This is a genomic window from Butyricicoccus sp. AF18-9LB, assembly GCF_027684505.1.
GTDB classification, from domain to species: domain Bacteria; phylum Bacillota; class Clostridia; order Oscillospirales; family Butyricicoccaceae; genus Agathobaculum; species Agathobaculum butyriciproducens.
This window is the reverse complement of the sequence record NZ_JAQCWA010000017.1, coordinates 24483-37067: the sequence shown is the minus strand read 5'-3', so window position 1 is coordinate 37067 and position 12585 is coordinate 24483. Positions and strand designations below refer to the sequence as shown.

The window sequence follows — 12585 nt, the reverse complement described above, 5'->3', positions numbered from 1 at the left end:
CTCTATTTAATACGCGTTGCAGTGCGAGAACTTTTTTCTGTTTTTCCTTCATTTTTAACTATATATTATAGATGTAGAAGCTCCTGAGATATTCTCAGGAGCTTATTTTTTGCCCAAAAGGAGGAGGCAAATATGTTCAACAGTCAAAAATTTCTGACGTGCGGCGTGATGGCTGAGATTCCCTCATGGCTGACCAACCTGATGTGGCACATAGTGCTCACGATGGAGGTTGAGAAAAAGGACTATTTGCAGGTATTCACGCTGACGAAATTGCCGACCGGTCAGCACATCGTCCACGAGCAAGAGCAGCCGCCGTATCGTTATGAGCTCGATGTACCGTGTGACGATTCCGTCAATGCGAAGGTGTTCGTCATCGACAATTTGACGCATTCTACTATGCTGTTTTCCGAAGAGTATTGAGTTTTACCAAACGAAATGGAGGAACAGACAATGAGTGAAACAAGAATTTGTGCAAATTGCGGTGAAGATCATCCGATAGATGAAATGTTTCAAGTGGGAAATGACTGGCTCTGCGATGACTGCGGCCGCATTATTCATCGCGACCGCGCGTATTGGGATAATGACGACAACGCTTACTGTTCGTCCTGTTGGGACGAACAGTGCTCGGTCATTCACGAGTACAGCTACACGCCCGACCTTGTTTTCCACGGCAAGGGTCTGCGGCACTTCGGCGTAGCACTGGAAATCGACAACGGCGGCACAGACCGTTACAATGCCGAAAAATTGTTGAACATCGCCAATGCAGACGCGGAGAATTTATATATCAAGACGGACGGCAGCTTGGACGATGGTTTGGAACTTGTCACGCACCCAATGACACTTACATACCATCTGAATGAAATGCCGTGGGCGGAAATCCTCCGTAAAGCGCAGAGCATGGGCTATCTCAGTCATGCGGCAGGCACTTGTGGCCTGCACGTTCACATCTCGCGTCTGGCGTTTGGCTGTACTTACGAACAGCAGGAAGCCGCGATTGCCCGTTTGCTCTACTTTGTCGAGAAATTCTGGGCAGAACTGCTGCGGTTCTGCCGCCGCACACAGAGCCAGATGAACCGCTGGGCGGCGCGATACGGCATTCGCCTTACGCTGTCTGAGCAGATGAGCCATGCGAAAAACTCCTGTGCCGGGCGCTATACGGCGGTCAACCTTACCAACTCGGACACGGTTGAAATCCGAATATTCCGCGGTACGCTCAAACTAAATACCCTCAAAGCCACCTTGCAGATGGTAAATCATCTCGTCGAGGTGGCTGTTGCTATGTCCGACACCACTGTACAGGAGCTTAGTTGGTTTGATTTTCTGGACACCGTGCATGAACCAGAGCTGATTCAGTACCTCAAAGAGCGCCGTTTGTACGTCAACGAACCCGTAAATGCAAGCGAGGAGGAATAATATGTGCAGTTTATTCGGCTTAATCGACTTTAAAGAGTGCCTGAGCACTCACACGAAAAACAAAATCCTGAATACGCTGGCGCGTGAATGTCAGGTGCGCGGCACGGATGCAACCGGCATCGTCTATAACTTCAAAGACCGTCTGCGGATTTACAAGCGCCCGATTCCCGCTCGAAAGATGAAGATTCACATTCCGAACGGCGTGAATGCGGTTATGGGGCATACCCGTATGACCACACAGGGCAATGCGCAGTTTAACCAGAATAACCACCCGTTCCTTGGTCATGCTGACGGCAGCAGCTTTGCCCTCGCACACAATGGCGTTCTCTGGAATGACAAAGACCTGCGGATGGACGAAAACCTTCCTCAGACGAGCGTCGAATCTGGATAAGGACAACTCCATCTGGTTCGTCGTCGGAGATAATCCGCTCTGCGTGGTGTTCTATGATAGCTTCCTGCTGTACGCTTCCACACAGGAAATCCTGTGCAAAGCGATCACAAAGCTGCACTTAAAGGCGCCAACGGACATTCTGGAGCCAAAGGAGGGCGAGATATTGAAGATTGACCGCAATGGCCGTATCACTACTGGGACATTCGCACCAAGAACCAGCTATGAGCATTGGTGGCGGCGTTATCCATATTACCGCGACTACTATGAGGACACACCTGAGAACTACAACGACCTGTTCAGTGTGGCAAAAGCATTCGGCGTAACCGCCGATGAGGTGCAAGCACTTCTCGATTACGGCTGTTCGGAGGAGGAGATCGAAGAAATGCTCTACGATCCGACTTTGCTCCACGAAATGACCGACGAGCTGCTATATGCGTACTGATTGGAGGTGATTTCATGGACGCAGCAAAAATCGTTCTCGGCGTGATGACGGTAATCGGCCTGCTGGCTGATCTGCTGTCAGACGATGACTGAACGCAAAAGTACCGGATCACGCGAACCGGTACTTTTTTGAGTCTGTCATTTTGGTATACCCTATCGAAACAGGGAAAAGTTGTGTCAATAGAGTTGCTTTCGGAGTTTTGCAATATGTCAGAACAGAGTGTGATCCTATTGCAATACCCTACCGTTTTCGGTCAAGAGGCTTCATACAGTAACACCTCATCATCATGAATAGAATCTAAAAAGCGCTGGTCCAGGCTGGTGGTTGGTACCAGATCGACCGGTCGTCCAAGAGAATCCTCCAAATCGAGGAGAAGTCCTGCAAGCTGAAAGCCTTTGATACTGCCCTTGTCAATACGCAGGTCAATGTCGCTGGAATCCGTCATATCGCCGCGAGCGAATGAGCCGAACAGGTAAACACGCTTTGCGCCATACTGGGCAGCAAGTAAAGGAAGTACGGCGACCCTATTGCAATTAACCACGTTTCAACTGCTCAATAAGATTATCAAACAGAGATACAAACTCGCTCTCAATCTGCGAGTAAATTTCCTGTGCGGTTGCATCGTCATAAATGTGCAAGGTCTGATTGCGTGCGTTCAGCAATGCTATCCATGCTTGCTCATCGTCAATCAGGCCATACGAGAACGCCTTACGCATCGTTGCTTTCGGACTGTTCAGTTCAGTAAATCCTTGGTCAAGTAAGAACTCACGTGTGGTTTTCCACGCCAGCTCACAGGTGAACTCAAAGCGCTGGATTACACCATCGCGAATGATTTTGGCCGGATTCTCTTGATGCGCCTGCACGCCTTCGCGCAAGCGCTCTACAGCATTGGTGAGATTTTCGAATTTCGTATTGTAACGGTCCAGCAAGCAAATCCCGTCCTTCTCTATATTTTGAAGCAATGCGGCATCGGTGTGTTCGCTGACAAACACCAAATCAACCGAATACAGCGAGTCCAGATCATTTTCCACTGCATCGCTGAATAGTGTACGCTGCTGCGGCGTGCAGCCCCATACCGCGAAATCATAATCACTGCGGGCGTGATGATCGCCGCGGGCACGCGAACCGAATAATATCAGTTTCGGCACTCCATAACGGTGCGCTAACTGTTTTACCTGTTCGATTGTCTTATCCATCAGCGTCACCGTCCTTATATTTCTCATTATACCATACTTAAAGGAGAGATACACCATGAAAATCGGCTATATCCGCGTCAGCACCGGGGACCAGAATACTGCACGTCAGGAAGTCCTGCCGCACGACCTCGGCGTTGATGAACTGTTTATCGACAAGGCCAGCGGCAAAAACGCTGACCGTCCAGAGCTGAACCGCATAATGGAATACATCCGGCACGGCGATACGGTTATTGTCGAGTCCATCAGCCGCTTTGCCCGCAACACACGCGACCTGCTTGATCTCGTGGAACGGCTGACCGAGAAACAAGTAGAATTCGTCAGCCGCAAGGAGGCCATCGACACGACCACACCGACCGGCAAATTTATGCTGACCGTATTCGCGGCAGTCGCGGAACTTGAGCGGGAGTATATTCTTCAGCGTCAGCGCGAGGGCATCGCGATTGCCAAAAAGCAAGGTAAGTACATCGGCCGCAAACCGATGCCGTTGCCGGACAATTTCGAGCGGGTAGTCGCACGCTGGCGTACCGGCGAAATCACCGCGACCGAGGCCATGCGGCAGACCGGATTGAAGCCGAATACGTTTTACCGGCGGTGTGCGAAATCGAAACAAACCGCAAACAACTAAGATTCCATTGTATACTTTAGTTACCGCTATACCTTAAACATTAACCGCCGAACCTCAAAACAGCACGAGGTTCGGCGGATTTGTTTTTTTGTATTCAATCTATGTTTCCGGCCAAAAATGCGGCAAAGCCCTGTCATGCCAGAATCGCTCTTCTCTGTTGCTCCACGATTTCAGACAGCCGGTTCAGCCGTTCCTCCGGCAGTTCGATAGTCGAATGCGGCCTGAATCGAAAGCCGTCCAGGTTTTTCAGCTCCTGCCGAATTTCATCTGTCAGCACACCGCGTGCCGTCTTGATAAAATCCACGCCGATACGCGGACGGCACTTGCCGATGTACCAATCCGGATTGGCCAGCTGATCTTCGTCCAGATCGAACAGTAGACTGCGGTTGTGGTCAAAGACCGGCGCAGGCTTCTTAATTTCCATCGTCTGATTGTCGAACAGGAAGCCGAAATTGCCGAGATGGCGGTCTGTGTTGAGAATGAGCGCGTCCAGCACGAACATGCGGCGGAGTGCGTCTTCCGCGCCAAACCCGGTATACAGCCGCAGCAGCTCGGAAACCGTTGTCGGCCGGTCGGGAAAGTCACTGATTTTGATGAGTCCGGCCTGCTCATCGGTAAACAGACGGCACTTGGATATCAGCCGATGATGGTAGAAATCCAAGTCGTAATCCACAGCCTGTGGACAAATACATACCGCAAGCTGACACGCAAGGAATTCGGACAGCGGCTCGATTTCATAGGTGTCGCTGCCGCCCTTGTAGAGATAAATTCCGTCCGGTTCGCGCACCCAGCATTTTGCGTAATAGCCGTCCGTACCGAACTCCGGCGAGGTGGAGGACAGGGACTCGACGCTGATCACGCCGCTGAAAGCCGCCTGCGCGATGAGGGCATCAAACTCGTTTCGATATAGGGAAACCTTGTCCCAGCCGAGCGTTTCCGACTCTTCTTTCACCCAAAACGTATCGTTGAGCGACAGCGCATGCGTCACACGAAGAAAGCCCTCCAGACCGATGCAGCCGTACTGCTCCAGAAGCTGCTCAATGTGCTTGCGGTGCTTGGGTGCTTTACGCTTCTCAAGCCACGCCGTCAGCGATTGCAGACCGAGCGGGCGCAATTCGGTGTACCACTCCTGCAGAACCGCGCTTTCCTCTCCAAATTCGTCCTGTATACAGGAGAACAATGCCCACGGCTCGTCTTTATTCATTAAGATGTATCGCATAAGGCGCCCTCCTTTCGCACTTTGGTGAGGTAATTATAGCATATTGAACACAGAATGGCAAAAGTAGCATAGCATCCGCCAGAACTACAATGTAATTGATAAATTGTGCCATTCCGCAAAAACCTGTTTTCCTCATCAAGAACGAGGATGGCGATCTTGGTGTCATGGATTCATTCTCCGTGCGTAGCCGCTGAACTTCTGCGTCCTCTGCGCTCTATGGCAAATGCCTCCGGCCCTTTACTTCAAATCGTCTTGCTGTTTCGCAGTAACTCAACTTTTCTTTCATCATGTTTTGCACGACCAGTTTCTTAAGGCAATACCGCATAATTGAACAAGAGCGATTTGCGAATAAATTTTGCGTACTGATGAGGCGCGGTTTCGCAGCAATACTTGCCGTATTGCAAGAAATCGCAACAAAATCAGAATACAAAATTTCCGCAAAGCGCCGCTGCTTTAATTGTGCGGTGTTGCCTTAAATTCTGGCGTGTCCCGTTTGTTCATTTTTTCCTCTTGGCATAATAAATCACTCCATCTGTTAGATAGTATATCATACTGTCTAACAAATGGGGGTGCAGTTCAACATATGTCCCCCTTCTTTCTCATTCCTCTGCTGCAGTAAATCTGATTCATCGTTGGGTTTTCGATCAAGATCAGCAAGCAGATAATCTATAGCACTCCGAAGCGTAAAAGAACGCAGAATATCGTTTTTTAGGCATGGACGCATTTCCTTAACAGTTTCCCATTTGATATCCTCGAACATTTCTTCTCTATCTTCGTCTTCATCTTTTCGGCAATTATTTGTAAACTTATGAACCAGCTTTTTGTAATGTTCAGGCAGCACCCGTTCCTTCCCATACAGCGGGTAATACGGTGCTGAATGAAAGAGTAACAATCTTTTCGAGTGGGAAATACAGTTCTTTTATACAGAACCAGATGTTTTACCAGTACATCCTCTACTCTCTCCAGCAAGTGCTCTGACGCTTCACTTATGACAAAAGTTTCATACACATTATCTATTAAAGAGCAGGAGGTATTGTACTTCAGCAGTTCCGCTTTATCGTGCTTATTCCCGTCTCCCTTAACTTTATATATGGCATTTAATACGAACAGCAATGGCAGTACAGGGTAAATATATGGTGTCGAAAAAACTGCGTTACACCTTGTCTTACTGCAAACTGTTATCTTCTTTACAGGCACACCTTTATACAGTAGTTCGTTATCAAATCGCCGATAGCAATTATTGATATCCTCCGTAATTTTCTTTATTAGGTTTTTTCCATTATCCTCATAGTCATGCTATTTATCGCTCGTCTCTGAACGGCTCAGCAGATGCACCATATTACTGATCGCCTGAAACAAGTAATCATTTTCATCACGAATTTTAAACAGCAGTTTGTAAGACTTCATGTCAGCTTCATCATCATAGCTACGCATGTTAATTTTTGTAATATCTTCTTCAGTCCCAAAAACAAGTCTCGTATAGAGAAACTGAAGCTCATCCGAGCTCAATTCTTCTCTTTTTCCGGGCTCAGTCAGAAAATCTGTAAGAATACGGAAATTCCTATCTTTGTACCCAGTAATGAGGAAAAGAGCAACACCTGTCACCTGGGAACAGATAAAAGGGGCCGCATTCTGCTGCGAGTATTGCAGATCGACGTACAAACGCTGCGTGACAACGCCGAGAAGTATGACCTTTTCGATCAGCAGGCATACGAATAAGCCTATTTTTAGTATAGCCCCTGCGGCATTGAGCCGCAATACAGGCGCGGTTCCGCAGGTGTCTGATACGGCGAAATCCGGTTATCCCGAACTGTCGTATATATAGTATAACAATGGAAAGAATATACAATACACCCACCATCTACACAAACCAAAGGAGGTCAACCCTTATGTTCAAGCCCACACCCACCTGTCCCCTGCCCGACATCCGCGAGGCACGCATCGACCCGACCCTGCCGGTGAACGAGCGCCTGCGCCTGTTCGCCTCGTCTGTCAGCGACCCACACCGCTTCCGCGTAGGCGACACTGCGGTTGAGGTGCTGTTTGATGACGGCGCACCCAGTCTGCAATCCTGCCTGACCAACCTGTGCAAGCGGTTCCAGTGATGGTAAAAGCCGGATAACCGAAGCGAAGCCTTGCGGCACGCCGTGTGCTGTGATACACTATACGTGCAAAACACAGCCTGCGGCGTGCCGTCCGTTTTTAGGAGGCACTCAATGGCACGAAAAAGTAAATACGATCCCCAAAAGTTATCCACAGTCCTGTGGAAACCCGCGCTCTATATCCGTCTTTCCCGCGAGGACGGCGACAGCGAGGAGAGCAACAGCATTATCAGTCAGCGCGAGCTGCTGACCGAGTTTGCAGATACGCAAACCGACATGACCGCGTCCCGGCTGTACGTTGATGACGGCTATACCGGCACCGACTTCGACCGGCCGGATTTCCGACGCATGATGCACGACCTGCGCGCCGGCATCGTCAACTGCGTGATCGTCAAGGATCTATCCCGACTGGGACGCAACTACGTCAAGGTCGGCGAGTACCTTGAGCACACGTTTCCGCTGCTGAACGTGCGGTTCATCGCGCTGAGCGAGCGCATCGACAGCGTTGCCGACCCGCGCTCGGCGGACAGCCTGATCGTGCCGTTCCGCAACATCCTCAATGACGAGTACGCGCACGATATCTCCAATAAAGTCCGCGCTTCGCTTGACCTGAAGCGCCGCCAGGGCAAATTCATCGGCTCGTTCGCGTCCTACGGCTACCGCAAAGACCCGAACGACCACAGTCGGCTGCTGATTGACGAGCCGGCTGCCGCCGTTGTCCGCGATATTTTCAACTGGTTTCTCGCCGGAACAAGCGTACTCGGTATTGCCAAAAAGCTGAATGCTAAGAGCATTCCGAATCCATCTGCCTACAAACGGCAGCAGGGCATGAACTACCGCCATCCGGCCTCGGACAAGCTGAACGATCTGTGGCCGGACAGTTCGGTTCGCCGTATCCTGCGCAATCCTCTCTATACCGGCACTATGGTGCAGGGCAAAAACCGCATGAAAAGCTATAAGCTGCATGTCAGCGAGGCCGTGCCCGAGGAGGACTGGATCACTGTCGAGCAGACACACGAGGCTATCATCTCAAGCGAGCTGTTCGCCAAAGCGCAATCCCTGTTCGCCCGTGATACGCGCACCTCACCAACACAGCCCAAAGTCTACCTGTTCTCCGGTTTTCTTCGCTGCGCGGACTGCGGCAAGGCAATGAACCGAAAGCTGATTTCCCAGCCGCATCGCGACTATTACTACTATATCTGCTCGACATTCAAAAAGCAGCACAGCGGCGCCTGCACGAAGCATACCATCCGCAGCGACCGGCTGGAGCAGGCTGTATTGGAAACGCTCCGTCACCAGATTGCTCTGGCGGTCGAGATGGATGAGCTGATTGCCGAGATCAACCGCAGCGGCACGCGAAACCGTTCCGTTAAGCCTCTGCTTGACGAGCGGACACAGCTTGAAACCGAGCGCGAACGCATCGAGCAGATGAAGCTGTCCCTGTATCCGGACTGGAAAGCCGGAGATATTTCGCGTGAGGAATACCATCGGCTGAAAAAGCAGTTTGAGCAGCAGCAGGCCAAACTGGACACACGTCTTGCGTCCCTGCAAGCGCGCATTGACGAGGTGCAGAGCGGCGTGGACGAAACCAATTCGTTTGTATCACAATTCGTAAAATATCGCAATCTGCCCAGTCTGACGCGCGAAGTCGTAGTCGAACTGATTGACATGATTTATGTGCATGAGGGCGGAAAAATCACGATAAAGTTTAAGTTTTCGGACGCCTATGCAGTCGCGCAGGAGTATATCCGCAAGCATGGTCAGACCGCATAAGGCACATAGTCCTAAAATAACATCTTCCCCCGCTGCTGCCGACACCCTTTCCGCACTGCTGGAGGATTTGGGTGCCGAGCCGCGGGACTTTGACTGCATCGTCACCGGCGACCTCGGTCACATCGGTGCGGACCTGCTGCTGACGCTGCTGCGCGGTGACAGCATCGACCTGTCCCCTGTCTACTCGGACTGCGGCAGCCTGATTTTCGGTGACGAGCAGGACGCGCATGCAGGCGGCTCGGGCTGCGGCTGCTCAGCGGCAGTTCTCTGCGGACCGCTGCTGCGCGATATGCATCGCGGCAAAATCCACCGGCTGGTGTTTGCGGGCACGGGTGCGATGATGAGTCCGACCTCGGTGCAGCAGGGACAGCCGATTGCGGGCATCTGCCACGCCGTCGTGCTGGAAAGGAGCGAAGCATGAACTACCTGAACGCTTTCTGGGTCGGCGGACTGATCTGTGCGCTGTGTCAGGTGCTGATTGACAAAACCAAGCTGACACCGGCGCGTATTCTCGTTTCGCTGGTGGTGCTCGGTGTTATCCTGCAGGGGCTCGGCTGGTATCAGGCAGTCGTGGACTACGCAGGTGCAGGCGCGACTGTGCCACTGCTCGGCTTCGGATACTCGCTGGCAAAAGGCGTTGCCAAAGCAGTTGCGGAAAGCGGCCTGCTCGGCGTGTTCACCGGCGGCGTGACCGGTGCGGCAGGCGGCATTGCCGCCGCGATCGTGTTCGGCTGTCTGTTCGCGCTGCTGTCCAGACCGCAATCAAAGTCGTAAAAAATAACACTCCCGCTCGGAATCCACCTTCCAAGCGGGAGCATTTTTGCAGCCAATTCTTTCTTTATCCGATTACGCAGATCACGGTCATTACCATGGCGCATACCACCGCAGCCGCGCTGACAGTGCGTACCTTGCTTACCGCGCCATCGGCCTGCTGCCGGTCTTCACCCAGCAGCCATGCCGGTCGGAAATAGAACAAGATACCGAGAACGAACAATACGCCTATGCTGACCCAGTCATAGATTTGCATTTTCAATGCCCCATTTCTTCATTTCCGTAACCCAATACTCTCTCTTCATTTCTCTCTCCTGCTTCCGTCTGCCGAAAGCTGCGGCACTAACCGACCGGCTGCAATCCGTCGGTATCTGCCGCTCGCGCACCTGCGTCTGTATACGCGGTGCAAACCTGCTCATCGCCTGTCTCTGCAGGTGATTCTTTTTTATCAGGTTGATATTATTTTATCACATCCCGCTGAAAATCTCAATGTTTCTGCGGCTTTACAAAACACTTTCTCCAATTTAACCAATTTCTTTTTTATGTTTTTGGCAAGAACCCTTTATTTTTGTGCACTTTATCTGTATCTATCTCCTTGCTTTATTGCATATTTTCGAGTATACTAAGAAAGACGAACTTTATCCCGCAATTGGGAAGGAGGAACTTTTTCAAATGCTGTACTCCAAAAACAAAAAACGCGGCTTCACGCTCGTGGAGCTGATCGTTGTGCTGGTGATCCTGGCGATCCTCGCGGCGCTGCTCATTCCGGCACTGACAGGATATATTGATAAGGCGAAAAAGGACCAGGTCATCGCGGAGACGCGCATGCTGCATGAGGCCGTGCAGACGGAGATGTCCGAACTATATGGTTCTTCAAATTGGAAACTTAATTCCGCCACCACACTTGCAAACAGTACCGGCAAAGTAATTGGCAATAATCCTAATGGTTATGATTTGAAAGCCAACTACGATAAAATTGCAAAACTTTCCGAAGTACCTTGTCTGCAGAAAGGCGGTTCTGGACAATTTCTCGTTCTTATCAATAGTAAGGCACAAATCCACGCGATTATTTATCACTCCGACCGTGGCTATCTCGGTCTTTACTTTAGTGATACCAACCAATATAGTGCCTATAAAATTGGTGAAACCGCTGAAGGCGGTAAAATAAGCGATAACATGTTCCGTTCTTATTATAGTTCGGTTTATTATACTGCCGCCGTTGATGCCGTGCCCGACTCCAACGGCAATTACAACGACAAGAACTATTATTGGTGGTCTTGCACCGGCATCCGCGGTATGCTGAACATCAGCGAACTTGTTTTCCCATCATAACAAAATCCCCGCCACTCAGCGGGGATTTCTTTTACCATATGATATTACGCCTCAAACCCATCCGGGAACACAACGGTCAGCACCCACTTGAACGCCTCTTCGCCGTAAACGGCGTGCGGCACCTTTGCGGGCATGACCAGCGTTTCGCCAGCCTTGACGATATGCGGCACACCGCCGACGGTAAAGCGTCCCGTGCCCTCGAGCACAGTTACCATTGCGTCGCCGGTGGAGTCGTGCGTGCCGATCTCCTCGCCCTTGTCAAACGCGAACAGCGTAATGCTGACCGCCTTGTTCTGCGCCAGTGTCTTGCTGACCACCTGTCCCGACTGAACGGAAACCAGCTCGGCGAGCCTTACAACGCTCTCGTGGTCGATATTGCGGATGAACTTGTCCATAGCTTCTCCTCTTTCCTGTCGTTTGCTTTATGCGGACAGTATACCACGCCAAGCCGCCGATTTCTGTTGTCCGCACAACATTTACAGAAAAATCGAATTTTCCTTGCGCGCTTCAGTCTGGAATTGCTCGAGCATAGCGGTGTGCGACAGAAAATCCGGATCATCAAATTTCTTTGCACCGCTCGGGCAATAAGTCGTGCAGGCACAGCATTTAATACAGGTGCCCGGAATATTAGACGGGTCGTTCGGGTCAATCGCACCCATCGGGCAGATTTCCGCGCACAGACCGCAGTGCTCACACAGCATCATCATCGTGCTCGGCTTGGCCTTCAGGAACTTTGCGGGCGTTTTGTCGGTCTTGAGCGGCGTGTAGTAGGCTGCCTGCGCGTCACCCGGCACCTTCGGCGGCTTGATCTCTCCCTCGCTTCTCAGCTTGAGCGCCGCACCCTGAGCCAGCATACGCAGCTCACTGAGGTCAGCCGCGTCCGGACGGTCTGCCGCCAGTTTGTCCGAGAATACATGCCGGCACAAAAAAGCGCCGCCTGCCGCCGGTTTGAAGTTGTTTTTTGTCAGCAGCTCGCACATTTCGGCAAGCGCGTTGTCATACGCTCTGCCGCCGTAGGTGACAAGCGCCACCGCCGGTGTACCCTCACCGTGCAGGCAGCGAGCAAAGTCCGGCGAAATCTTGTTCGGCAGCCGACCGGCATACACCGGACAGCCGAATACAACCAACTCATCCGGGGCAAACTGATACTCCTGCGCACGGTCAGACGGCGTGTTGAGCGATATGTACCGACACTCTGCCTTAAACAGACGCGCCAGTTCATCCGCCGTTGTTTCAACAACGGTCTTTGTGCTTCCTGCCGGACTGAAATACACACCCGTAACTTTTTTGATATCCATATCCTTTTCGTCCTCCGCTTTAC

17 protein-coding genes are annotated in these 12585 nt (G+C 51.4%); 10 read left to right on the top strand and 7 right to left on the bottom strand.

Going from position 1 to position 12585, the window contains the following annotated elements; all coding sequences use genetic code 11:
- The first annotated feature begins 132 nt into the window (after positions 1-132).
- Genes PGY33_RS10220 through PGY33_RS10205 form a run of 4 tightly spaced genes read left to right on the top strand, consistent with a single transcriptional unit; the run spans position 133 to position 2246 of the window.
- Entirely contained in the window at positions 133-420 is a 288-nt protein-coding gene (locus PGY33_RS10220; protein ID WP_118480683.1) for a DUF960 family protein, read from the top strand.
- A 30-nt stretch (positions 421-450) separates the two neighbouring features.
- On the top strand, positions 451-1413 hold the full coding sequence (locus PGY33_RS10215; RefSeq protein WP_118480681.1) for a zinc-binding protein: 963 nt from the start codon (positions 451-453) through the stop codon (positions 1411-1413).
- Between the two features lies 1 nt (position 1414).
- Positions 1415-1804 (top strand): class II glutamine amidotransferase, encoded by a 390-nt coding sequence (locus PGY33_RS10210; protein ID WP_243022932.1) that lies wholly within the window; start codon positions 1415-1417, stop codon positions 1802-1804.
- A complete protein-coding gene (locus tag PGY33_RS10205; protein WP_243022931.1) occupies positions 1746-2246 on the top strand; it encodes a hypothetical protein in 501 nt (166 codons plus the stop codon). The genes PGY33_RS10210 and PGY33_RS10205 overlap by 59 nt, the downstream gene beginning before the upstream one ends.
- Positions 2247-2499: 253 nt before the next feature.
- Here PGY33_RS10205 and PGY33_RS10200 read toward each other — a convergent pair whose 3' ends face one another.
- Complete coding sequence (locus tag PGY33_RS10200) at positions 2500-2787, bottom strand: nucleotidyltransferase family protein (protein WP_270478480.1); 288 nt, start codon at positions 2785-2787, stop codon at positions 2500-2502.
- Complete coding sequence (locus PGY33_RS10195) at positions 2780-3442, bottom strand: HI0074 family nucleotidyltransferase substrate-binding subunit (RefSeq protein ID WP_270478479.1); 663 nt, start codon at positions 3440-3442, stop codon at positions 2780-2782. Before PGY33_RS10195 ends, PGY33_RS10200 begins: the two co-directional genes overlap by 8 nt.
- 55 nt (positions 3443-3497) lie before the next feature.
- On the opposite strand from PGY33_RS10195, the gene PGY33_RS10190 reads away from it, so the two are divergent.
- Positions 3498-4067 carry a recombinase family protein gene (locus PGY33_RS10190; RefSeq protein ID WP_270478477.1) on the top strand — a complete coding sequence of 190 codons (570 nt, stop codon included), beginning with the start codon at positions 3498-3500 and terminating at the stop codon, positions 4065-4067.
- Between the two features lie 133 nt (positions 4068-4200).
- Here PGY33_RS10190 and PGY33_RS10185 read toward each other — a convergent pair whose 3' ends face one another.
- Positions 4201-5286 carry a HipA protein gene (locus PGY33_RS10185; protein ID WP_270478475.1) on the bottom strand — a complete coding sequence of 362 codons (1086 nt, stop codon included), beginning with the start codon at positions 5284-5286 and terminating at the stop codon, positions 4201-4203.
- A 1296-nt stretch (positions 5287-6582) separates the two neighbouring features.
- On the bottom strand, positions 6583-7044 hold the full coding sequence (locus PGY33_RS10180) for a hypothetical protein (protein ID WP_270478473.1): 462 nt from the start codon (positions 7042-7044) through the stop codon (positions 6583-6585).
- 131 nt (positions 7045-7175) lie between these two features.
- On the opposite strand from PGY33_RS10180, the gene PGY33_RS10175 reads away from it, so the two are divergent.
- From PGY33_RS10175 to spoVAE, 4 genes are all read left to right on the top strand, one after another.
- Complete coding sequence (locus PGY33_RS10175; protein ID WP_270478471.1) at positions 7176-7391, top strand: DUF6870 family protein; 216 nt, start codon at positions 7176-7178, stop codon at positions 7389-7391.
- A gap of 111 nt (positions 7392-7502) precedes the next feature.
- The gene (locus PGY33_RS10170; RefSeq protein WP_270478469.1) at positions 7503-9161 is read left to right on the top strand and encodes a recombinase family protein; all 1659 of its coding nucleotides are present in this window, start codon (positions 7503-7505) and stop codon (positions 9159-9161) included.
- On the top strand, positions 9145-9582 hold the full coding sequence (locus PGY33_RS10165) for a hypothetical protein (RefSeq protein WP_243022721.1): 438 nt from the start codon (positions 9145-9147) through the stop codon (positions 9580-9582). The genes PGY33_RS10170 and PGY33_RS10165 overlap by 17 nt, the downstream gene beginning before the upstream one ends.
- Complete coding sequence (spoVAE, locus tag PGY33_RS10160; RefSeq protein WP_110435916.1) at positions 9579-9935, top strand: stage V sporulation protein AE; 357 nt, start codon at positions 9579-9581, stop codon at positions 9933-9935. Before PGY33_RS10165 ends, spoVAE begins: the two co-directional genes overlap by 4 nt.
- Positions 9936-9999: 64 nt before the next feature.
- On the opposite strand, the gene PGY33_RS10155 is transcribed toward spoVAE, so the two are convergent.
- Entirely contained in the window at positions 10000-10188 is a 189-nt protein-coding gene (locus PGY33_RS10155; RefSeq protein WP_118647595.1) for a hypothetical protein, read from the bottom strand.
- 416 nt (positions 10189-10604) lie between these two features.
- Between PGY33_RS10155 and PGY33_RS10150 the strand changes: the two genes are divergently transcribed.
- The gene (locus PGY33_RS10150; RefSeq protein ID WP_270478467.1) at positions 10605-11264 is read left to right on the top strand and encodes a prepilin-type N-terminal cleavage/methylation domain-containing protein; all 660 of its coding nucleotides are present in this window, start codon (positions 10605-10607) and stop codon (positions 11262-11264) included.
- 44 nt (positions 11265-11308) lie between these two features.
- On the opposite strand, the gene PGY33_RS10145 is transcribed toward PGY33_RS10150, so the two are convergent.
- Positions 11309-11659, bottom strand: coding sequence for a cupin domain-containing protein (locus PGY33_RS10145; protein ID WP_117489259.1), 351 nt, complete (start codon positions 11657-11659; stop codon positions 11309-11311).
- Between the two features lie 81 nt (positions 11660-11740).
- Positions 11741-12562, bottom strand: coding sequence for a 4Fe-4S binding protein (locus PGY33_RS10140; RefSeq protein WP_270478466.1), 822 nt, complete (start codon positions 12560-12562; stop codon positions 11741-11743).
- Between the last annotated feature and the right edge of the window lie 23 nt (positions 12563-12585).